This is a genomic window from Lepagella muris (assembly GCF_004793975.1).
GTDB classification, from domain to species: domain Bacteria; phylum Bacteroidota; class Bacteroidia; order Bacteroidales; family Muribaculaceae; genus Lepagella; species Lepagella muris.
Genome location: NZ_SRYB01000005.1, coordinates 123275 through 146042 on the forward strand (window position 1 = coordinate 123275; position 22768 = coordinate 146042).

The window sequence follows — 22768 nt, forward strand, 5'->3', positions numbered from 1 at the left end:
TATATGAAGAAGGAGATACATTTTGCGGGGATCAATGTGGTGCCCACGGATCATGATGCGCAGGACGGCATGCTTGAGGCTGCGTATAATCTGCTGCCGGAGCGTTCGGGGGCCCTCTCCCCTATCCTGCCTCACCGGACGGTGCTGGCGAGAGTGCCGCATAAGGTAATCGGTTTGCACAAGGTTTCGGGAGGACGGACCAATGTGCTGGTGTATGATGCGGGTAAGCGGATGGTGATGTATGCGCCGATGGATGATGTTGACGCGGGGTATGCGTCGGTCACGTCGTCGGATTCGGAGCCTAAGGTGGCGATACTGGACAAGACTCTGTTTTTCTCGGATGGTGAGTCGTCGAGCTATGCCCGCTGGGACACGGAGAGGGAGAGTTATGTCTCGCTTGGCAGGGGGATACCGGAGGTGGAGATAAGTCTTGCGCTGGCGCATAAGACGCTGACGGGGGAGGTGAGCAAGGGCGTGCTGTCGGTGCCGATACCGGAGGGGGTGTCGACGGACCTGACGGCGGCTCTGCTGGGAGGATTGTCGGGAGGACGGAGGCTTGTGCCGCCCCGGTCAAGCTCTGATGCGTTTATAGACTCGGTTAGCAATGCCGTGATAGGTTTTGCGGACAAGACGGTGGCGGATGCCGCCAATGACGGTCTGTTTATGATGCCGTTTATGGTGAGGTGGGCGATACGGCTGTTTGACGGGTCGTATATCCATCAGTCTGCCCCGATATTGATGATACCTAATTCCGCGGCTCCTCCGGTAAGATACAAGACATCTACGGACAATGGGATAATCAAGATGGAGGTGGAGATGCTTGCAAGGAAGTGCCGGCTGATGTACAGGATGGAGGGATTGTCGGATATGTGTCTGTGGCGGGATGTGGTGAAGTCGGTCGATTTCTTTGTCAGCCCGCCGATATATACATACGACCAGTCGGGTTCGGTGTCTGTGTCTCACCGTCAGGATCGGGAGATGTTCTCTCATTCGGGGGCTGAGTCTCCGATGGGATCAGGGGTGGCTGATATGGGGGGATCGCACCGGCATCCGGTGACTCCGGTGGAGAGTGACGTGTATTATGAGTTTGCGGATGGCAATGTTGAGTCGGGGCTTACGTTCGACGGGTCGTATCTCGAGATAGAGCCGTTCACGCGCCAGCATATAGAGGATGCAGTCACGTCGGCTGCGGCGTTTCATCTGATCGCGTCGGTGAGCCTTGACCTTGATTCGGCGGACGCGACGGCGGGGATGCCGGGCTTTGTGCCGTTGCCGATAGAGGATGCGTCGCTGCGTAACATCGCGGTGCGTCCGGCGCTTGGGGATGACTGGCGGTCGCACGACAGGGTTGTGTTCCGGCATCCGTTTGCGTATAACTCGCGTCTGGTGCTTTCGGGGGTGGGTTCACGGCTGTTCGGGGGGTTCGCGCTGCGGAGCATGTCGCAATATAGTGTATCGGCTGATAATGCGGATGCGGAGGTTGACGTGTGGGTCAAGGTGGTGCGCAATGCGCGTCCGTATTGGGTGGTGAGGCGTAGGGACAGGCTGATGTGCGGCAGATTGCCACGTCTGCTATATTATCCGGATGCGAATGCCGTGGAGATGCGCGTTGTGGCGACTGACGGGAGCGGGGGCTGGGCTTTGCCGCTGAAGCGTCATGATTTTCTGAACGGGGCGTATTGGTTTGACGGTCTGGGTAGGGAACGGACCGGAAAGCAGGCTGGTGTGAAGGCACCGGAGAGGGATGATACGGATGCTCTGGCGGATGAGCCTAACAGGATCTTTGTGTCGGAGGTAAGCAATCCTTATTTTCTCCCATTGGAGGGGAGGGTGACTGTGGGTAGCGGGAGCGTGATGGCGACTTCTGCGGCTGTGATGGCGTTGAGTCAGGGTCAGTTCGGTTCGTTTCCGCTGTATGCCTTCTCGACTGACGGGGTTTGGGCGTTGACGGTTTCGGGGACGGGTACGTTCTCGGCGGTGCAGCCGGTGTGCCGGGATGTGCTGCTGTCGTGTGATTCGGTGGCGCAGATAGACAGGTCGGTTGTGTTTGCGTCGGGTCGGGGTCTGATGCTGCTGTCGGGGTCGAGTGTCGAGGAGCTATCGGTGCAGATACATACCGATATGCCGTTTGATATATCGCGTCTGCGCGGTGGCGGCACGTTGCTCTCTATGGTGGGACATAACGTGCAGGACTCGATGATGGTGCCGTTTAGGGATTATCTTTCCGGTAGCCGTATTGCCTACGATTATCGGCGACAACGGATTGTGGTGTATAATCCGGATATGGCATATTGTTACGTCTATTGCATGGGATCCAAACAGTGGGGGATGTCGTGGTCGCGAATTTTTTCCTCGCTCAACTCATATCCCGACTCGTTGGTGCTGGTTAGGGATCATGATGGGGAATCTTACGTAATATCTGACCTGTCGGATGATGATGGGGATGAGTCGTGGGGGATGCTTATCACGCGGCCTATAGGTTTCGGGGATCCGGATATGCTGAAGACGGTTTCGCGTGTTATGGTGCGCGGGGTTATGCGTGAGACGACGGTCAAGGTTGCGTTGTATGGGACGCGTGATTTCAGGGATTGGCATCTGGTGGCGTCGTCGGGTACGGCGCATGTGGGGAATTTCCGGGGGACACCGTGGAAGTGTTTCCGGCTGGTTGTGCTGGGTCAGTTGCGGAGGGATGAGTCGCTGACGGGGGCGTCGTTTGAGATGACGCCGCGGTTTGTGAACCGTCTGCGCTGACACGTGTATCCCCTATCACTATATATTTTCCCTATTCCTATATATATAATCCCTATTCCTATACATATATAATAAGGAGAGCCGTCAGTGGTGGCGACTCTCCTTATTATATATGGGGGCAGGCTACATGGGAGTGTTCAGGAAGCGTTGCGGGTCGCGCATTGCGTTTACGCATTGGCGCATGACGGAGTAGTATTCGGCTTCGAGGTCTTTCAGGGCTTCCTTGTCGGTCTCTTCCTTCATTGCGTCGGAGAGGGCATCGATGTCGGGGGCGAACTCTCCGAATATCTCGTAGCGGAGGTATTGGTCGGAGTTGTAGAGGAAGTCGGCGCGTTCGGCGTATCCCATTATTCCGTCGTCGGCTGCGTTCTCGTATTTACGGAGCAGGCGTTCGGTCTCGCGGGTCTCGTTGAGGTAGTTGAAGTATTCGTTGCGGAGCTTGCGGAAGGCGGTGCGCTCGTCGCCGGCCTTGACGACACGGTTTGCGAGAGGTGTGTTGGACCATTCGAAGGGACGGTCTCCGAGGTCGGACTCGACGGACTTCCATAGTTTTTCGGGGAAGGAGAATGCCCCACCCAGATATCCTTTCAGTAGATATTCTACTTTCTGTGGGTTGATCTCTATTGCACCTCGTCGGAATTCATCTCCACCGGATGCCTCGCTGATCCATCTGGAAGCCTGCATTAGATTTCTGTCGGCGCTTTTGAAGACTCTCCGGTATTCGGGATCGTTTCGGTTGAAGTAGTTCTGTCGGGCGATTGGTAGTCCGGACCAGCTTCTGCCGCCATTGTCGGCGTCGATGAAATATGCCTCAGCTATTGGCTTGACGGCAGAAGGGACAAATGGGGAGATTCCTCCCCCACCCTCAAGCACATCAATGGGGAGGATCTGGGAGACCTGGGCTGCGATCTGCCAAGCGAGTTCAGAGTCGGAGTATCTCTCCTTTCCGGAGATGGCACCGGTGGCAAGTTCGCCGAGTCCGTATATTGCCCTGAATTCAATCGGGAGAGGTATCGCCACCCATTTGTCGCCGTCATTTATGCAGATGTTGCTTCGGCGGACGTATTCGGGGAGGTTGTAATATGCATTCTCGTCGTCGTCGTCACCGCCAGTCATACACTGCGCCAGAAGGGGGATGACAGCGCCCAGTATGAACATCGCGCTTGCGGCGACGGCAGCCTTTGCGGGATGGCGTGCGGAGTATCGCCCGAAGTTTGTCATTCCCTGAACCCCGGCGTTCCAGAATACGAAGAGGCTTCTTCCGGCACCGCTCATCAGAGCGCCGGCATTTCCCATGGCGGTCTGATTCCGCTTTCCGTAGAATTTTCCGCCGGAGCCTTTCTTGTTGAAGTTGACGGATACTTCCTTTGCATCCCAGATTGAGCGGTCGATGCTCCGCCCCATCTGTCGGGATGTGAGGAATGCCGCGAATCGTGCGGAGTTCTCCACGGAGCGGTTGAGGATGTCGATCTGCTGTCCGATGGCTGCCCAAGCCTGGCGAGGTATGGATCCCTGTCTCCTTAGCTCCTCGATGATTGTCTTCTTGTGGCGTTCAATATCCTTTATGGATGTGAATCCGGTCTCGCCTCCGTTGATCATGAAGTCGTAGAACATCGCCTGGAACTTGTCGGACCGGTCGAGGGTGCCGTTTTCCCATCTGTCAAACAGATACCACATGTTGGCGGGATTAAAGTCGAGGATATTCTTGAGGAACCGGAGAGCGTAGCTGGGGGGTTCCTTGACCCAAGACATAGCGTTTGAGTATAGGAAGTCGCGGATGTAGTTGCTGACGACGAAGTCTGGATTTCGGGTTGTGTATAATGCTGACAGCTCGCGGTTGAGCCTGACACCGATTTCGGATAGGCGGGCGATTCCCTCGTTGGAGACATCGGGGTTGGTGAGTCCGTTTAGAGCTTGTGCGGCGCGTGGGCTGCCGTTGATGGTGAGGACTTTTGTCACACCGTCGCGACGGACGAGCACTTGGTGTTGCCGGAGGTTTTCTTTCCTTACCTTGTATGGGATTGCGCGTGCTTCCTTGCCGTGCCTATAACTGTCGGGGTTAGCCTTCTGCAATGCCCTCATCTTCTCATTGAATTTGCTGACGGCCTCGGACACCTGTTGTGGTGTCATGTCTTCATCGATGTCGGCAAATACGGGCTGCCACTCACCACTGACGGCATCCTTTTGGAGCCAGAGATCGTTGTGAGCTACGAGGTCGGACGGGTTGTTGAGGACGAAGTTTAGAAACCGCTGCTTCATGATGTTGCGGTTTCCCTGACGTATGGCATCGTCTGCCATCTGAGCTATGTATGCGATTGGGTCGTCAGCCTTTGAGCGGCGTCCCTCGGCGTGGCGGAACACGTTGCCATGGAGGGGACCATCGGCATCGGTCACATAGTCGTAGACCTCGTCGCTTGTCTTTGCGTCCCATCCTCGGAGGGGGATGTAGTAGCGGAACATGGCGAGGGTGGAGTTGAATGTCTCCTCGCTCAGGATTCCGGAGATGTATAGCTTGCGGAGGGTTGCGCCGGTGGCAGCCTGTGTGGCGTCCCAGAGGGGGGATGTGTCGTGGGCGGCTTCGTAGCGGTCGACCATTTCCTGTGCCTTTGCTTCGGCATGGACGTTGGCAGGGATGCCGGTGAGGGCTGTGAGACCGGAGTAGTCGCGCTTGCGGTTTGCCTGATATTTCTTGTCGAGAGCCTCGTCGAAGAGCTGCTGCGCATCGGCGAGATCCTTCTGAAGGGCTGCGTCGGCGGGGTCGGCGGCGAGTGCCTTTGTGGCCTCCCTGAGGTCGTTTTCTTCGTTGGATCCGATCATAGCCTGCTCGGCATCGCGACGGGCAAGGACCTCGTTGCGCTCGAGACCGTGTTTCGCCATCATGTAGTCGGAGAGCGCACGGCGCTGCACGGCATCGCTGCCACAGAGCTTTCCGACCTCCTGGAGTAGCGGGGTCATGTATTGACGGAAATATTCATGCTGCTCGGCGTTGTTCTGGGAGGACATACGGTTTTCGGCGAGGTATGGGTTCTCGAATCCGGGAATGTCCTCAATGTAGGTTTTTCCTCCCTTTATTGCCTGCATTAGTTTCTTGAGAGACAGCATCGAGTCTTGCATTGCTTCCTGGAATTGGAATGATCCTTTTCGCATCATGCTGTCGTAGACGTCGGCTGCGAGTGCATGGTCGCGAGGAGAGAAGCCGGGGTCGCGGAAGCGGAGGTGGGAATGGGGATTCGCTTCTTTATGGGGGGAGAATTGCCCGACTCCAAGTCGGCTTTCCATTGCGATGCGCTCAGCCTGACCGAGGTAGGATCGGTAGGCACCGGGGTCTTGGAGATTCTTGTAGGAGATCCAGAGGATGTAGCGTAGCTCGTTGTCGGATATCGGGGCAATTGAGTCTAAACCGCAAGCACGCAGGAAACGGGAGAATAGGGTCTTGATCTTTCGCCACCAAGCTGCGGGAGTGTTTCGGAAGTCGGTTTCTTCGGCGAGGGAAGCGAGGTATTCCTCGGTGGCCTCGCGACGGTCCCATCCGTTGCGGGCAGCGAGGGAGTCGATTTTCTCCTTGACGATTCGGGAAGCGTTGAGATAGACGTGGTCGAGGAATTGGTCGAACCGGTCGTTGAAGAGGTCTCGCAGGCCTTTGTGGGCGACAGCCTCGTGGAGGATAGTGCGTGTGATGTCGGCGGTGTCGGCATGGTTGCCGAGAATGATTGTGATTTTTCCATTGGAGATGTCGAACCAGCCTTTTGCCCGGGCAAGTTTAGGGGGTAGGCTTTGCGGGGATTCGATAATCCCGATTTGGATTCCGAGACGGTCGGCAACGCCGGTTGCATGGTTTCGCATGTGGGAGCGGCGGTCGTCGCGGGATTTTGGGGATTGGTCATCTTGACTCTCCTGCAAATTTTTTTTGCCCTTATCGTAGGATTTTTCGACTCCATTTATTAATTTTGCAGCGGGAAAAGTACCCTCCTTTGAGGATGTGGGCGATTCCAATTCATTAGACGTGCTTGGCGATTCTTCGTTGAGCACGTCTATTTTTGACACATCTCCGGGACGGGAGTGCAATCTTGAAGGGTAGGATGAGTTCAGCTGACTCTCCTGCAAAATTTTTTCGCCGGATTTGTTGTGAATCTCAGCGCCTTTTAGTAAATTTGCAACTCGCACGGTGGAGTTCATGTATACGCCTGCGATACCATTCGGAGTGCTTGGCGCGTTGTCGTCGAGCACTTCGATTTTTGTAACCTCGTATGTATGAAGTCCGTTCCTTTCTTGTGATACATCCTCTTTTAGAGTCGTAATGACACGATGTATTGTGCCATCCAGACTCACCGCACCGGCGAAACGATGCATAAGGGCATCGGTATTATATCCGTTATCCTCGCTTCTTGATCCATTTTTCTTGCGGACATCCGGATGCTCCATAATCTCGATGCTTTCAGCAATCACGGCGTCCAGTTTATCCATCACTGCTGTATGAACGCCTGGATTCTCGCTTTTGCCAGAATGATTTGCGGCGTATGTCAATGAGCGTTTTGAGATTGTGTAGTCAAACTTTTGGTCATGATTATCATAGTGCAAGGTTTTGCCAGCATAACGTCCAACAGCCGCTTCCACGGCCTGGGAAAGCGGTTTATCTCCGTTGTATCCATGTTTGGGAACCTCGACCACCTTGACGACAGCCTCATTCAGGCCGGGCATTACAGTGCCGCGATTCCCGACAGCTATGCGCTGCCTCTGTTGGAATGTGAGGGGATCGTCGCCGAGACGGGTGCGTATGTCTGACGAGGGGGTGCGGGTCATCTCCTCGACGGTTTTACCGGCAAGACGTGCTGCGAGGGCAGCCATTTCGGCATATACTGCCTGGGCTTCGGGACCGCGCCATTCTTCGGCAGCGTATCCGGAGAATCGGTTGAAGCAGTCCTGAAGATAGCCCGGGAGGTTTTCCGGGGTGCGTAGCGCCCAATTGATGCTTGCGGAATTGAGGTATCTTCCGATCACGCGTATGCCGTCATTGTCAAGCTCGACTTCAGTGACTTTTTTCATGGAGCGGAGTTCGCGGGCGACAGGGGCGGCTTTCTTTCTGAGGCGTGCGTTGTGGTCGATGGTTCGCGCTGGCATGGAGACATCCCGGAGGTCGGCAAAGAAGTCCTCGATCTTGGCGTATTCGCGGTTGAGGTTGTATCTGCGGGCACGGGCGGCAGCTGCGGATGCGAGCTTTGGATTTGAAATCTTATCAATGACGAGAACACGACATGAGACGGCGGTGCCGGCCTGCTGGAACGTTACACGTGGGAGCTGCACCTCACCGGAGATCACGGCGGCTTTTTCAGAAAAGAACCATTTATCGAATTTTGCATCGGCGGATCCGCGTGGTATGAGAGCGACAACACGTCCGCCTTCCTCAAGATGCGAGAATGCCTTTGCGAGGTGATCGACGGCGAGACGTCCGGCAGTGCCGAACGGAGGGTTCATGAGAATAACGTCGTGCTTGTTGATGACGTTGTAGTTCTCGAAAGTCTTATTCTCGAACTTTCTTCCGACACCGCCGCACTTAACCTGAAGACGACCGAAGAGGCTCATTGATGGCTCTATTGCCGTGAGAGGGTTGTGCCGGGGGACGTATCGGGCAATGGCTCCGTGACCGGCTGAGGGTTCGAGGACGGATTCGCCCTCGGAAATCTCGCCCCACTGAGCCATCTTGAATCCGAGTGGTTCGGGAGTGGGATAATAGTCGGCTCCCTCGCGGTTGTCGCGACCGCCATTCAGCTTCCGGTTGCCGTAGAAGTCGAGGACGGCACGGTCAAATGGGTCAATCTCGACTGTCTCGCCAGCGTCATACTCCTTTCCCCCGATGCCCTGATCATCGAGGGACACGTCACCGCTGTGCTCATCTACCCCACGGGCGAAGCTATCGCGGAGGTTGCGTGCCTTGGATCCGAGGGCAAGGTTCTCGGTCGTGCCTACCTGTGCATTGAATTTCTGACCGAAGAGCAACATTTCGGAGTCGAGTCCGAGAAGGGGGTATTCAAAAATGGCGTTGCTGCGGTTTCCGATACGATATATGCGTCCTTCGGTCTGCAACGCGGTGATAGGACTCTGCGGAAGAGCGAGGGAGATCATTACGCGCGGATGATTTCCTGTGGTGTCATGTAGTGAGATTCCTTCTTTTCCGGATGCCTCCTGAATGACGATGATGTTCTTCCCAGATTTGTCGTCGTTGAACAGACGGACCGCCTCGTTCTTCTGCTTGGCACTTTCCTTTCCGGAGAAGAAAAGTATGTTGTCGATGCCGAATATATCGGCAAGCTGCTGGCGTGGCATACGGAGGTCGATTGTCTTCTCCCATTCGAGGAGCGGGGCGTATTTCGTTCTCATTCCGGCAATCTCAGCAAGCCGTTTCTCGCGTTTATTGAGATCGTATTCGCCCATTGCCAAGTTTACCGCAGCGTCGAAGATGCGGCGGAATGGAGGGCGTAGCGGCTCGCTGGTCTCGACACGGCGATGGAAGACGACAATCTTTCTACCGCGTTCCAGATGCTCGCGGATTCGGGGAGCAATCCGGTTGACCTTCATACTCTCGAAAAGTGCGCTGGAATATACGTAGTCGCCAAGGACTCTCCAAGTAGCCTCGCTCATGGACCCGGAGGCGCGGAATTCCTCGACTGCCTGGTTAAAGAGTGGAGCATATTTTCCGGTGACGGTCGGGAAGTCGCGCGAATAATCGAATTCGCTGTCGATGATTCTTCCGGACATGGTCTGAAGAGTGTTCTGCAAATAGTCGGAGAATTCGATTTCCTGCTGTGCGATAGCCTGCGGGTTGGATGATGAGGATTCGAGACGGTTGTATCTCCATTTATATGCAGCGCCGAAATGATCGAGATAGAATCTGCTTCTCGGATTGAGAGCGGAGGAATTATCTTCCTTTGGATATGAGAATATGTAGCCTTCGGCGTATGAAAGGTTCTCGCGGGTGTTGAATGGAGTAGCCGAAAGGAAAACGACCTTTGTCTTTGCCACTGCTTCCTTTGCCTTCTGCTGCAGGAGAGGCTTGACTTCGTTGTCAAATTTGCGGGAAAGTCGGAACACTTCATCCCTAATCGCGGCGAGTTTCGGGTAATCGGCAATATGTCGGGCATCCCAGTCCTCATGGATTTGGGGAGGAATCAGACCGTTTCTGACAAGATCATACGTTCGGTTGATGCCTGACTTCTCGGCAGCTGTGACCATCAGTTTGTCGTATTCCCGTTTGAACTCCTCGTTCTTCCTTGCGAGTTGCTGCCAGGTCGGGTCAATATCCCGAAGACGGGAGAAGGCGTGGTTCTGGTCCTTATTCGAGATCTTGTAGTGCCGGAAGAGTCCGGACGTGTCGGCACCTTTCTTATTTTCAAGGATTCGGTGGGACTCATCGTAGACAACAAGGTCAAACTCTGCATTCAGGAGAGCCTGATTCTGCCGGAAGTTAGCGAAGGTGGTTATGACGGGACCTTCTCCGGCTTCCTGCGTGGCATTTGTGGCCCTGGCTTTTGCCCAGTCGTCGAGGGATCGGAGGGGTATCTGCAAGTTGGCAGCATCCTTAATCCAGTCGGAGACCTTGGTCTGGCTTGGTGTGAGTATAAGGATGCGTGTCTTGCCCTGCTTCATGAACCGCTTGACGATTCCGAGTCCTGTATATGTCTTTCCAGTGCCGGTGCCGTTGGTGAACATGTATCCCTTTCCGTGGGCATGGTCGTGGTCGTCGTGACTCTTGTCGAAGAACTGCGTCTCGGCTCTTGCGACGTCTTCCTGCTGCTGAGGGAGGAGGAACGGGAGGGTCTGACGTATGTTGTCGATACTGCCGATCTCGACAGGGATGTCCTCAGCCTGTGCCTGTGCCTTTCTTTTCTCCCCGATGGTCATTGCCACCTTTTGGCGTAGGGATTCATGGCCCAATATTGAGGCCCATTCACGGACAGAGTGAGTGGCGCCATCGACGGTGAAAGAGCAATTCCACATCTCGTCTATCCATTCGTCGAGCTCGCTGCCTGTAATCCCGACGGCAGCCATGGGCTCCTGAATGTTGCGGCGCATCTCCGCGCTCCATTTTGAGAATGAGGTGAGTCCCTTACGTATAAGTGCATATCCGACCTTTGCCCCGGCGACGATTAGCCTGGGGAGCATCTCTATCTGGCGAGGATTCAGGAGGGCGATGTTTATGGATAGGGAGTCGCGGGCGGCATTGCCGAAGTCTCGTAGCAGGCTTTTAAATTCGTCGAGCGCACGGGTCAGATCGTCATGAGCTGTGCCATTGTCAATGGGTCGGGCCGGAGTGTGGCCTGCTCCATCTCGGAGAGAAGGATTGCCGCCTGTTTTTCCTCGTTTTGGTCTGCCATTGCTTCCCTTGCCCCGAGTCTGGCTCCCTCGTGAGGGTCTGTCACCTTTGGGAGGTATGGGATCCACTGGGGGTTTTCTTTCAGGAATCGGGCTATCGCCTTTCTCTCGAGGGTCAACAGTATTGACTCGCGGATTATCCGGTCTGTCAGTTGACTGCCGGGGAATCTGAGTGCTGCTGTCTGTTGTATCCAATTGGATAGGATTTCCTCCATCTGCTGCTCTTTCTCCCAGTCGGTGGCTCTCTCCAGGATTGGGAATATCCAGCTGTTGGCTTGTGGAGTCTTGAGGAGCGGGATGATTTCGATTGGTATTCCTAACATTTTCGTATGCGTTTAGATAAGATATTTGAGCGATTGCGTCACGGTCGCCGTTTAAGAAACGGATGGCGTTAGCCTTTATGACGTCGTCGACGTTGGAGGCGTCGATTTCTTGGGTGGATAGTGGTGCTTTTTCGGCATGAGCGATGCGTTCGGCTCCGTTCATGAGGGACCATGGTTTGGTTTCGGGGAGGGGGATGCCCTCGGGGCTGGGTTCGGTCGCGGGATTCAAGCCGGAGGAGGCATCTTCCGGAGATGGAATCTCCGGGACTTGGACGCCTTGGGCGCGAGACTGAGGCGGAGCGGCGACGGAGCCTTCGGCGCGAGACTGGCGGAGCGGGGAGAGGGATGGAGTTGAAGCTATGGATGCTGTCGGAGAAGTGATTGGGGAGCCATCTTGAGTAGGATTTTGTTCGTCGAATATTTGTAAATTTGCCGATGGAGTGTTATCTTTGCCGGTGGAAGTCTGAGAAGAGTTTCCTGCTGGCGCGGTTGCATCCATAGAAAGGCCGCTATTAACTTGGGGGGTATCGATGCCAGTACCTTCTCCGACTGCGGGTAAGGACCAGACTTTTGCTTTACGGCGCGAGTATTTCTTATTGAATATACCCGCGCTGTTTACGTTCCAAAAGCTGCCATCTCTTGACAACTGAATGAAAAGAGTGTTGTTATGCTTATCCGGGACTTCCAATAGATATGTCGGTTTATCCCCTATTCTTGCGCCCTCCCGAATCTCGGTATAATTTTTGGCGACATTCTCAACAAAATCCACAACGGATTTATATCCGGCATTGCGAATCTGCTCTCCATGTCCAGCCTCAATATGGAGTAACCCATAACCATGATTTTTTCCATCCTCGCCTACTGAATTTACTCCGAGGCTAAGCCGAATCGGAGCATCGGAGAGTCCGCTTCTGGCATCAATCTTTCCAAAAACAGATGTACCGTCAGAGGCAAGCACCAACGGTTTCCCATAGTAATCGGTTTCTTCCGGTGATAAATCGGCATCTAATTTTTTAGATTCCTCCTCATATCGTTGCCTTTGAGACAACTCTCGCTGATGATCAAGGGGGGTGGTTCCCTCTGACACGATCTCTGGCGCGGGGTTCAAGCCGGCGGTTGAATCGTTTTGATGGAGGTTGGCGAGGGCTTTGTGGAGACGGTCGGCGGCGTCGGCAGCGCGGTTTTCTGCGTCGTCGAGGTCGTGGGCGATGTCGGATAGGATCGAGTGGTCTTCGCCTGCGGCATCGGCATCGTCGAATTCTCCACGGAGGTTTTCAACGCGGTCGTTTGCGTGGTCCATTTCGTAGAGGGCGGGTGCGATCTGGGCTATCTGCAGGGGGGAGAGTGTGTCGGGGTCGATGTGGCTGATCTCGCCACGTCCGATCAGCTGGTCGATTCGCATGCGGACGTAGTCGGGGTCGAAGTCAAGTGGCTTCTCTTCCGAGATTGTCTTTTCTTGCGGAGATGGAATCTCCGGGACCGGGACGCCTTGGGCGCGAAACTGAGGCGTGGGCTTATCGGAATCTTCCCTGCTTTTTATTTGGGCATCTGATGATTTCTGATTATCTTTGCCGACATCAACAGACGAATCGATACCGAGCCCGATGCCATGATTGCCAGATGATGTAGTGGCATGCGAATCGTTGAGAGGAACCGGCTCCCCGACCTGCGCCATCGGATGCAGGCTGTTGTTTGAATTTATCCAAGCTGTCTTTCCTTGTTGAAGTGGCTTGGATATTCTATTTACAGTTGGTCGGGGTGTGCCTTGAGGTAGAGATCCCTGCGGAGAAGGGATTCGGGGCCCATCTTGAGGAGGAATTGCCGGTCGTGCTTCATCCTGGATATTTCTCCGGGACGGAAGAGATGATGTCGGAGGCAGAACCTGACTGCCTCGGCGAGGAGCTGTGCCTTCTGGGATGGGTTCATCTGTGAGATTTTCTCGTAGTCTATCATAGTCTTGGGTGTCTGATTGTGCAGTTGGCTCTGACTGAGAGAGCTGTTGTGAGGGTGCAATATTAGTATAATCGGGGGATTCCTGCAAGGCCTGATGGTCTTTTTCAACGGAATCCATTGCTATTTCGTCGTATTCGGCAATCTCGTCGGCAATTGCGCCGGCAAATTCTTCGGGGTCGAAGTCGGCAAGATGCTCCTGCGCCTGTCGGCGTGCGTCTTCGAGGGATGATTCGTAATCTTCGAAGGACATGTGGTATGATTCCTGTGCCCATTCCTGGCGCATGTCTTCCTCACGGCGGCGGAGCTGGTCGGCAATCTCTGTGGATTGCTCCATGCGACGACGGCGGATGTATTGCGTGATATCGGATGGGACCGAGGCCTGACGGATCATCTCGATGAGTGCGTCGCGGGCTTCGTTGTTGTCGTATGGTATGCCGTATTGCTCGCAGTATTCCTGCATGACGTCTTCGGCGAGGCGCTGCAGGCTGACGCCTCCGTTTTCAGCACGGCGAAAGATTGAGAAGAGTTTTTTTCTCTCCCCTTCGCGGAATCCGGTTTCGGATGCGGTGCCTTTTGAGGAACGGGTGTCGCCCCAAAGGACCTTGTGGCGAGAGAGGACGATGGATGCGACTTCAAGGATGTCTTCGGGTTCCTGCTGCGAGAGGCGGCTTACTGCTTCGGGGTATTCCTTAACATCGTCGAAGATGTCGGCGTATCGGCGGTCGATCTTTGCGAGTGCCTTGCGATTTTCCTCCTCTTCCTTTTCGGCGGCCTTTCGCTCAGCTTCGATGCGCCTGGCCTCCGCTTCTTGGGCTGCTTTTTGCTCGGCAAGCAGGCGTGCCTCTTCCTCAGCCCGTGCACGGGCTTCCGCCTCTGCCTGACTTTTGCGCAGTGCGGGGGTCTGTGCCATTGCTTTCCAATGGTCGATGTCGCGCTGCAATGCGTCGATGGCTGCCTTTCTCCGCTTTCCTTCCTCGATCTTTTGCTGGAGTGATAGACCGCCGGGGGTTTTCTGTTTTGTGAGCTGCCTGAGGTCGGCTTCTTTTTCGGCGATTGTCTGGGAAATCACGTCGGTGGCTATCCGGGTGTCGCCGTCGGTCTGCTCGAGGATTGCATCCCAGGCTGTGGCGGGGTCTGCCTGCTCGTAGATGGGGCTGCCGTCGTGGTCGGTCGGGATGCGGGAGAGTGCGGATGGGGATTCGGCCGACTGCTGGGGCCCGGCTGTGGTTTCGGCTGTGGGGACGATCCCCTCGCCCGTGGGCTCGGGCACGAAACTCCAGTCATTGGAGGCGGAAGGCTCGGGCACGGAACTCCAGTCGTTGGAGGGATTTTCCGGAGATGGAATCTCCGGGACTTGGACGCCTTCGGCGCGAGACTGACCCGACGGGGCGACGGAGGCTTCGGCGCGAGACTGAGGCGACGTGGCGGTCGGGGCAGTCGGGGCTGCTATTGGAGTCGGGGGGGCGGTGGGCTGCGCTTGCCGGGTGGATTCTGTCTTGCGGAGGATGGGGTGGTCAACGAGGATACGACCGCCGGCGAAGCGGATGTTGTCGCGGGTGAGTCCGAGTGCCTGCATGTAGGGGGTGAGGATGTCGGCGGCTGCCTCAAACTCGTCTTCGTGGACTGTGGCGGGGTCGTAGCTTCCGGGATCGTAGTCGCGAAGTTGGAGTGGGTTTGAGGGTGAGGCCATGTTGATTGGGACGGATGTTGTGATGATGGCACCGGATTCGTCGCGCTGGAGAGAGTAGCCGTGACGGAGCTGGTTTGCGAGGTTGCGGAGCCCGTCGGGGGATACGGATGAGTGCTCGGTGAGCTGATGGCCGTCGGGGAGGAGGGCTTGCGCGGATGTCATGAGGGTGCGGAAGAGGGATTTGTCGCCGGTGTCGTTCTGGAATTTGGCGGTCCAGCGGTCGGTGGGTGTTCCGTCGGGGAGGTATTCTCGCATGTAGCCGGCATAGGATCCGTCGGAACGGGCGGCGAGGACTATTGCGTCGTTGCCGTTGTCGTCGCGGTATAGGACGGCACCGACTCCGTTGTCGGCCGGGGTGAAACGTGCGGCATGTGTAGTGATTCCGGCGTAGGGTGAGGCGAAGTGGTCGGGGAGGAGGGATGTGTCGCGACGGGGGTCGGTGAGTCCGGCGGACTGACGGGCGAGTTGCTGCTCTTTCTCTTGGGCGCGCTGGTCGGCGAGGTCGGATTCGAATTGGGTGACGGCTTGGTCGCGGCGTGCGTCGGCCTGCTCCTGGAGGTCGGTTTTCGACATGGAATGGATGGAGCCGTCGGGCAGTTGGACGTCAACAACTCCGGGGACGAGGGTGCCGTCCTCCCCTATCGTATCGCCGATGATGATGGCTTCGGCCGGATTCGCTTCCGCTGACTCGCTATTATTTGCGGGCGCAGTCCCCTCGCCCATGGGCTCGGGCACAGGACTCCAGTCATTGGAGACGGAGGGAGCGGGCACGGGGCTCCGGTCTTCGGACTGGAATGCGACGGAGGGAGCGGGGGCGGAGTCGGGAGCTTCGGGGGTGATTATGACTGATGAACCCGGTGTGAATGGGAGGACGCCTTCTATGGCGTCGGCAGCCTGACGGGCGTGGGAGTCGGCTATGCGGTCGCGCTCCTGCTGACGGAAGGCGGCGGGGTCGAGTGTGGGGTCGGCCTGTGCGATGCGTGCCGGGGATGAGAATGCTATCTCGCTGGTGTCGTCGTAGCGGATGATTATGTCGGGGGATGATTGGTCGGGGATTATACTGCCGTCGGTGTCGATGAGGATCTCTCCATCGATGATATGGGCGGGGCGGTGTTCTTCTCCGGTGATGGAGACGGGGTGGATGAGTCCGGTGGTGCGGTTGACGGATGCGTTTACTCGCTCGTCGGATGCCGCAATCTCTTCGTCTATTCCGGACTGTACGGCGGAGATCATACCGTCGTAGACTGCCTTTGAGCTGAGGTAGTCGGCGGCCTGCTGGCGGAGTTCGGGGTCGGATTCGGGGATTGCGCGGAGGGCGTCGACGGGGTCTTCGGAGTCGAGGCGGTCTACCCATTCGGGGCTTGTGGATTGGGAGAGTCGTTCGCGGCGTGACTGCATGAGGGTGTGTGCCTGTGCCATTGCGTCGGAGTTGCCGGATCCGGCGATTTCCTCACCGTGGGAGAAGCTGTCGGAGATGGCAGTCTGCTCCGGGGAGTCGAGGTTTTCGGAGCGGCGGGCAACGTCGGCGAGGTTGAATCCCCGGCTTCGCATGAGGTCGTGGGCGTAGGTGGCGATTGCCTTTGCCTGTTCGGGGGACTGTGCATGGTCGATTGTGAGGTCGCGGACGATGGTGGCGAGGTCGGAGTCTTCTGCCTGATCTATCTGCGAACGGATGCCGTCCCAGTCTTCGCCGAATCGGAATGAGCCGACACGGTCGGATGTGCGGAGGTCACGACGCGCGCGTGAGCGTGCGACGGGGTATCCGGCGGCCTTCACGCCACCCATGAATCCGCCGAAGAGCCCGACACCGAGAAAGATGTCGACCTGTGTGTCGTAGTCGGTAAGGTCGGAGAGTGAGTTGTCGCCTGTGAATATTGAGTTGAGAACGATGCCGGCTTCCTCTTCGAGGATCTCTCCGGCGGTGCCGTTTATATTGGCGCGATTACCTGTGTTGTAGATTATCTTTACCCAGTCTTTTGCCTTGATTCGGTTTATAAGGTTGGACGTGTTATCGACGACTTTGCCGAGTCCGACCTTGCGCATGCCTTTTGCGGCGGTTTTTCCGGCGAAGTTGCCAATGACACCGAAGTGGTTGCCGAGCATCTCGGTGTAGTTTTCGATTATTGCCGCTCCCTGTGCCTTTGCGATTGCTGATGTGAGGTCGTGGTCTCCGTCGAAAGATATTGAACCGTCGGGATTTTCGACGGGGGCACCCTGGTATCGGCTTATTGCGTCGGCGGCAGTCGCGGGGGCCTGGAGTGTGTTTGCGAGGACGGCGGATTCGGCGACGTCTCCGGCGACGGTGAGTGCGATGCGTTTGAGTGCGTTTGTGCCAAACTTCTTTACAAGGGCACGGCTGAGACCGGATGCGGGGTTTAGCATCATCTGCACAATGTATGGTAACGCTCTGGTGATTGTCTGTCCGGCGGTGTAGCCGTGCGGGACATGGGCGTTGTCCTGGATGTCGTTGCCGAGCATTGTGGAATATAGGAGTGATGTCTCGGCATCGGAGAGGTCTTGTCCGGCTTTTAGCTTGTCTTCGATTGCGAGCATATGTGAAGCCGTCGATATAGACATGACGCCACCGGTGTAGATGTCTCCGTCGGAGAGGGCGTGGGATGCGCCTTTTGCGAAGTTCTTGAGATTGTTTATGTTCCAGAATCCGTCCATGAATCCTTCGGATTTGCGGAGGTGGCTTGCCTCGAGTCGTTTTCGCGCATTGTCGAGGATGTAGTTTTCGGCTATTAGGGCGCGCAGCTCGCTGTCGGATTGGGATAGGGATGCTTCGGGGCGTGGCGCGGGGTGCTGACGCTCGACGGATCGGCGCGTGGCACCGCCTATTATACGCGCCATGTTGTCCCAGAATCCCTGTGAGTCGTCCCAACGATTGGAGCCTTGGTCGCCGTCAATCTGTTGGGCGCGTCGGCTGTTGGCTTTGGCGATGTTTTCCTCGTTGCGTTCGATGCGGGCAGGGAGTGTCTTTTCGGCGACGTCGAGGGTGTCGCGGCGTCGTTGCTCGTCGATGTCTTCTGGGGTGGCGGGGTCGAGTCCGTTCTGCTTCATTCGGGAGAGGAAGGTTTGCCGGAGGCGTGCCTCTCGTGCGGAGCTGACGGCTCGGTCGGCTTCGGCGAATGAGTCGGTGATGGATCCGTCGGGGAGCTGCCATGAGCCTCGAAGATTGCCTTCGTCGTCGGTGGTGACGGTATGGAAGGTGGGGTTCTGTGTGGATGCGGGTGGGACGGTCCCCTCGCCCGTGGGCTTGGGCGCGGGACTCTGGTCGCTTGTGGCTGAGGAGGAACCTCGGATTATTCCGATTGGGTCGGTCTCTATTCCCATCTGCCGGGCGGCCTGACGCATGAGCCGGGAGCGCTGGCGGCCTTCGGGGGTGTTGGCTTGGGCGATGCGATGGGTGGCGGCGGAGGAGGCATGGAGGGAGCTGACTGTCTGCCCCACCCTGTCGTTGATGGAGCGGAGGATGGCTTCTTTCTGACGAAGGGATGGCTGCCAGGGTTCTGCCGGGGGCTGGGGGGCGGGGACAATCCCCTCGCCCATGGGCTCGGGCACGGAACTCCAGTCGACGGAGGGATTTTCCGGAGATGGAATCTCCGGGACTTGGACGCCTTGGGCGCGAAACTGACCCGACGGGGCGGCGGGAGCTGTCAGGACTGTGGGGGCAGACGGCGCGGCAGGGGCCGGTTGAGGATTGCCGAGCATGTCGGTGCGGAATGTGTCGTAATCCGGGGGGGTGTATCCTTCGCGGCGTAGTGTCTCGTAGACCCCCCGCAGATTTTTGTCGGCAGTCATGTCCTGACGGAACTTTTCGTATTCGGGGGGCGTGTATCCTTCACGGCGGAGGGTCTCGTAGACTTGGCGAAGGTTTTTGTCGTCGTTAGTTGCCATATCCTGTTCCTTTAGATGGGTTGTCTCCGTAGCCTTGTCCTTTTGCGGGCTTGGCTGGGTATCCGTTTTGTTTTGTGGTTGTCTTTGTTGTGGTGGAAGTTATTGGTTTGCCTTTGGAGTCGGTGATGGGTTTTCCTGACCGGGACGTGTTGGGCTTGACGGTTGTCTCGCGGACGTCGTATTCCTCGACATGGAATGTACCTTGCCGTCGGGCAAATTCGTGTGCTGCCTCCTGACTGACGAACTTATGTTCGCGACCCTGGGCATCCCATGCGCTGAATTCCTTTGGCTTGTCGGTGCCGGCGGCTTGTGCGTTGTATTTCTTAGCCTGTGCGTTGGATGCTCCGGCTGCGGCTTTCCGTTGGTCAATGCCAGCTTGCTTGTATTGGAGATCCAGCTTCTCATTTTGCTCGGCATATTGAGATTTAATCCTCTCCTGCTCTGCCTTGTATTCCGCCTCTGTGATTTGATGTTGCCGCAACTTTTCGTTGAGTGCTGCGAGAGCCTTATCTTGTTCCGCCTTGGCCTCGTAGCGCTCGTCGGCAATCTTCTCGCGGTCGAGGGTGTGCTGCCAGTTGCGCTGGTCTTTTTCATCGGCGTCGTCCATTGCGCGGGCACGGACGTAGGCTTCGTAGTAGGCCCGGTCGTTTGCCTGACGGTCGGCGTTGATCTTGTCCCAACGTTCCTTTGTGCGTGCAAGCATTGAGTTGGAGGGGTTGAAGGAGTCGGGCGCGCCGCGTGTGGTGAAGAATAGGTTGGCGAGTGATGAGATCCCGTCGGAGATTGCGGACATTACGTTTTCGCGTTTCTGTTTTTTCTCGCGCTGGCGCCGCTGCTCGACGGTCTCCGGCTTTTCGAGACCACCGAGCTTTTCGAAGAGTTCGGTATAGGACATCTTAGGACGGCTCTTGGATTGGACAGGGACCGGGCTTCTGTAAGAGCCTGGCTGCATTTTCTCGATCACGGAGATTCCATCGGGAATATCTTCCGGCGATGGAATCCCCAGGACTTGGACGCCTTTGGCGCGAAACTGACCGGACGGGGCGGTCGGGGATTCGGGAGCCTGGGGCGCGGATGAGGCTGACGGAGTCTGTGAGGTGGCGCCCGCAGTCGCTTCTTTGGGGGCGACTGCGGGGGATGCGATCCGCTGGCGGAGTTTCATTATTGATTCGTAGACTCCCATATCAGAAGGCTCCTCCCATGCCTGCGGCTGCCTGCTGGACGCCTTGGATTGCCTGTGAGACCTGTCCGGCTTTCTGTCGCTGGAGGTCGTTGAGTTCGGCACGGAGTGCGGCGTCTTTTGCCTGGTATTGCGACTCGATTGCGTCTTTGCGGCGCTCGGCGTTGACGACGATGTCGGTGGTGGCGTCGGTGAGCACCTTGTTGTTGGCGGCTTTTGCTGCTGCGACACTCTCGTCGGTTGCGCCGCCGACGGCTGCGGCGCCTGCTGCGGCTCGGTTTCGCTGACGGATGCTCTCCTCGGTGCGAGAGAGCATCGCCTGCGCGTCGGCGCGTTGTGTGGCGTCCTCGTTGTAGCGACGGTCGTACCAGTTCTGGTTTTCGGTCTGCTGCTGATTGAGGTCTTTCTCAATGTTTTTCATTGCCTTTGATGCGGCACGGCCGCCGAAAATGCCAGCTATCGCGGACACGCCGGCTCCGATTGCTCCTCCTATAAGTCCCATAATGGATTCGGTTTTAAAAGATATAAGAATGGCATAAAATTAGGGAGGTATCTTTGCGGATGTGGAATAAGTATTAAAGAACGGAAATCATGGCATTAGGAAGGAAGACCGGTGGGCGCGTGAAGGGGACACCGAATAAGCGGGAGCATCCTCTGAAGCGTCCGATAAGGGAGTATCTTGAGGCACAGTTCGAGCGCAAGGAGCGGGTGGATGAGGATACGGGGAAGAGATACACGGCATCGGATTTCGAGCTGGACATGGCGGCTCTGGAGCCGGGAGAACGGATCCAGGCGACGATGAGGTTGCTTCGGTTTGTGACTCCGGAGATGAAGGCCGTGGAGATGGAGACGACGAGCACGGCAGAGACGGAGTCGCTGTCGGAGCGTCTGTCGGAGCTTGCCGGTGAGGAATGATTAAAAGATAAGGTGAGGGAGGATGATGGGATTGATATATTTGCGCATCAAACGTAAAGAGAATGAAGGAACTGACGCTAATTGTCGCGAAGGGCGACGTATATGACGAGGTTGCGCTGACGACGAGCTACACCGGCTCGAAGATGGGTGGCGATCCGGATGCCTACGAGCGGATCTACACGACGACTGCGGACCAGGCGCAGCTTAACCGCTTCTGGACGGAGTCGAGGGTGGCGGTCTGCGAGGCTCTGCGGAAATTTCTTGATGATGTCGAGGAGGATGAGACGGGGCTGAGGATAGTGCTTTCCCTGCCGTCGTCGTTTGACGACAGTCTGGGGGAGGCCATGCAGGAGGAGATGCGGAGTTTCTTCGTGATGAACATCACGGCGAAATGGTACGTCTTCACGAATAAGGGTGAGGCGGGACAGTATTCGCTTGATGCGGCCGCACATATGGAGGGATTGAGGCGGAAGGCGTGCTATAAGCGCAGGCCTGTGCGCCCGACCTACGACCGAAAATAATGTTGAACCATATAAACCACCACATTTATGGCAGAAAGCAAGAAGGAGCTCACGGTGAGACTCCACGTCAGGGAGATGATGTATGACATCACGAATAAGGCTTACCTGACAGGACGCGCGCGTGAGGCGGAGAAGACTAAGGATTATGAGGCTGCATCGAACATGCAGGCGAGTGAGGACGAGGAGGATTCGTCGCAGCTGCGACGCTCGATGGCGGCGCATTTCACTGCGCTGAAGAGTCTTCTCGGCGAGTATCTGAACGAGGACAAGACCACGACGGATAATCTCATCAATGAGGAGATCGACAAGGACACGACGCTTGAGCTATGTTTCCGCCTGCCGTCGAACTATAACAATGCGTCGGCGGACAGTCTTGGCAAGGGTATCCATTCGTATATCGTGCACATGACGCTCGGGGACTGGTTCACAATCACGAACAAGGCGGATGCGAAGGAATATTTCGAGCTGGCGCAGGTGAGTCTTGACAATGTGAAGAGGGCGCTTTATAAGCGATCGCGCCCGGTGAGACCGACGTATGCTTCCGGAGGAGGCGGCGCATGATCAAGGAATGCGGAGAAAAGGAGAAGGGGGAACGACGGTTTCTCCTTCTCTTCAAACTGAAGGAACTGCTCTATGACATAGGGAATATGGCATGGGTGGAGGGTCATATCCTGGAGAGCGAGAATCTTGAACTTCGGCATACGGTCCAGGATATAGTTCAGGATGGAAACAGGGACAGGGTTGCCCGAATATTGGATAAGGCGCATTGTATAGTGACGGAGGCCCTGTATCCATATACAAGCCGTGAGCTTTATCTGAAATGGAGGGATGACCGTCCGGAACGCCGGCATGTGTTTGGAATATTGCTTAGGGTGCCGGATGATTTTTCGCAGACGACGATGAATCTGATGGAGCATCTGGTGCATGAGTATATGGTGGCTGACGTGATGCAGGATTGGCTGACGATCACTCACGCGGATAAGGCTGCGGTATGGCTGGAGAAGCGTGAGGAGGCGTTGAGCCGACTGCGGAGCTGCGTGAATCTGCGGAGGGGTGGCCAGCGTGTCAGACGCCGTCTGTCGCCGTTCTGAGCATAAGGATATAACGGAGCCTTTCCCGGGAGGGAGTGTGACGGCTCTGTGTTTACTATCGGTTAGATTTATTTTTT

The 22768-nt window shown here is 56.4% G+C and carries 8 protein-coding genes; 5 read left to right on the top strand and 3 right to left on the bottom strand.

Annotated elements, in window-relative coordinates; translation table 11 throughout:
* Nucleotides 1-3 precede the first annotated feature (3 nt).
* A complete protein-coding gene (locus E5331_RS05135) occupies nucleotides 4-2751 on the top strand; it encodes a hypothetical protein (RefSeq protein ID WP_123481786.1) in 2748 nt (915 codons plus the stop codon).
* Between the two features lie 123 nt (nucleotides 2752-2874).
* Here the strand turns inward: E5331_RS05135 and E5331_RS05140 are convergent, their stop codons facing one another.
* Genes E5331_RS05140 through E5331_RS05150 form a run of 3 tightly spaced genes read right to left on the bottom strand, consistent with a single transcriptional unit; the run spans nucleotide 2875 to nucleotide 20666 of the window.
* Nucleotides 2875-18984, bottom strand: a complete 16110-nt coding sequence (locus E5331_RS05140) for an LPD38 domain-containing protein (RefSeq protein WP_123481785.1) — start codon at nucleotides 18982-18984, stop codon at nucleotides 2875-2877.
* Entirely contained in the window at nucleotides 18974-20269 is a 1296-nt protein-coding gene (locus tag E5331_RS05145; protein WP_135985408.1) for a hypothetical protein, read from the bottom strand. Before E5331_RS05145 ends, E5331_RS05140 begins: the two co-directional genes overlap by 11 nt.
* Nucleotides 20169-20666 carry a hypothetical protein gene (locus E5331_RS05150; protein WP_123481783.1) on the bottom strand — a complete coding sequence of 166 codons (498 nt, stop codon included), beginning with the start codon at nucleotides 20664-20666 and terminating at the stop codon, nucleotides 20169-20171. Before E5331_RS05150 ends, E5331_RS05145 begins: the two co-directional genes overlap by 101 nt.
* 89 nt (nucleotides 20667-20755) lie before the next feature.
* Between E5331_RS05150 and E5331_RS05155 the strand changes: the two genes are divergently transcribed.
* From E5331_RS05155 to E5331_RS05170, 4 genes are all read left to right on the top strand, one after another.
* Nucleotides 20756-21079, top strand: a complete 324-nt coding sequence (locus E5331_RS05155; RefSeq protein ID WP_123481782.1) for a hypothetical protein — start codon at nucleotides 20756-20758, stop codon at nucleotides 21077-21079.
* A 62-nt stretch (nucleotides 21080-21141) separates the two neighbouring features.
* The gene (locus tag E5331_RS05160) at nucleotides 21142-21600 is read left to right on the top strand and encodes a hypothetical protein (RefSeq protein WP_123481781.1); all 459 of its coding nucleotides are present in this window, start codon (nucleotides 21142-21144) and stop codon (nucleotides 21598-21600) included.
* 27 nt (nucleotides 21601-21627) lie between these two features.
* Nucleotides 21628-22161, top strand: a complete 534-nt coding sequence (locus tag E5331_RS05165; RefSeq protein ID WP_123481780.1) for a hypothetical protein — start codon at nucleotides 21628-21630, stop codon at nucleotides 22159-22161.
* Complete coding sequence (locus tag E5331_RS05170) at nucleotides 22158-22691, top strand: hypothetical protein (RefSeq protein WP_123481779.1); 534 nt, start codon at nucleotides 22158-22160, stop codon at nucleotides 22689-22691. Before E5331_RS05165 ends, E5331_RS05170 begins: the two co-directional genes overlap by 4 nt.
* Nucleotides 22692-22768: the final 77 nt, after the last annotated feature.

Coding starts and splice junctions, on each gene's coding strand:
- E5331_RS05135 (WP_123481786.1), top strand. CDS start 4: ATGAAGAAGGAGATACATTTTGCGGGGATCAATGTGGTGCCCACGGAT.
- E5331_RS05140 (WP_123481785.1), bottom strand. CDS start 18,984: ATGGCAACTAACGACGACAAAAACCTTCGCCAAGTCTACGAGACCCTC.
- E5331_RS05150 (WP_123481783.1), bottom strand. CDS start 20,666: ATGGGACTTATAGGAGGAGCAATCGGAGCCGGCGTGTCCGCGATAGCT.
- E5331_RS05155 (WP_123481782.1), top strand. CDS start 20,756: ATGGCATTAGGAAGGAAGACCGGTGGGCGCGTGAAGGGGACACCGAAT.
- E5331_RS05160 (WP_123481781.1), top strand. CDS start 21,142: ATGAAGGAACTGACGCTAATTGTCGCGAAGGGCGACGTATATGACGAG.
- E5331_RS05165 (WP_123481780.1), top strand. CDS start 21,628: ATGGCAGAAAGCAAGAAGGAGCTCACGGTGAGACTCCACGTCAGGGAG.
- E5331_RS05170 (WP_123481779.1), top strand. CDS start 22,158: ATGATCAAGGAATGCGGAGAAAAGGAGAAGGGGGAACGACGGTTTCTC.